The sequence below is a fragment of the Bartonella sp. AA81SXKL genome (genome assembly GCF_042196945.1).
GTDB lineage: Bacteria > Pseudomonadota > Alphaproteobacteria > Rhizobiales > Rhizobiaceae > Bartonella.
In genome coordinates, this window is the sequence record NZ_JBHIRH010000179.1 from 1 (window position 1) to 795 (window position 795).

Annotated in this window: 1 protein-coding gene and 1 pseudogene; one reads left to right on the plus strand and one right to left on the minus strand. The window is 40.1% G+C overall.

Annotated features, from left to right (window positions below):
- A pseudogene (locus ACFINZ_RS10430) lies at window positions 1-275 on the plus strand (single-stranded-DNA-specific exonuclease RecJ); the annotation flags it as partial.
- A 21-nt stretch (window positions 276-296) separates the two neighbouring features.
- Here ACFINZ_RS10430 and ACFINZ_RS10435 read toward each other — a convergent pair.
- On the minus strand, window positions 297-795 hold a 499-nt coding region (locus ACFINZ_RS10435; RefSeq protein ID WP_375701476.1), incomplete at its 5' end, for a toprim domain-containing protein.

Sequence of the window (795 nt, forward strand, 5' to 3'; positions counted from 1 at the left end):
GTTCGGGGAATACGACACCTGTTTTTGTTCTGCCTTCTCACCGATTAATGAATCTGTGTGAGGTTGGTAAAGGGCATCTCCGCTTTATTATGTCTAATATGGAAGGAAAAAAGCTGCAAGGAATAGCTTTCCGTGCTGTAGGGACATCGCTTGGTTATTTTCTTTCTGGAAATGTTGGTGAAATGATCCATGTGGCCGGTAATATTAGCTTAAATTATTGGAATGGAAATATCAGTCCACAACTTCGCGTTATTGATGCAGCTGCAGTGATATGAGAAGAATATTTTCTGAAATTATCAGATATCTAGATTTGAAGCAAAAGTAGAGTTTTCCTGTATGAATCGAAACCGTGCTTCTGGTTTTGTTCCCATTAAGCTTTCTACAGTGTTTTTGGTTTCTTGCACTTCTTCTGCATTAATAGAGACGCGTAGCAGTGTACGTTTTTGAGGATGCATGGTGGTTTCTTTAAGCTGTTCAGCACGCATTTCACCAAGTCCTTTGAAACGTCCAATTTCAATTTTAGCTTTTCCAGTGAATTCAGTTTTTAATAATTCATCTTTATGAGTGTCATCACGTGCGTAAGCGACTTTCCCTCCTTGCGATATTCTGTAAAGGGGAGGAACAGCAAGGTATAAATGTCCCTGACGAATAAGATCGGGCATCTCTTGAAAGAAGAAGGTGATGAGCAGTGAGGCAATATGAGCGCCATCAACATCTGCATCTGTCATAATGATAATACGTTCATATCTGAGATCTTTTTCGCGATATTTGGAGCGCGTTCCACATCCAAGAGCA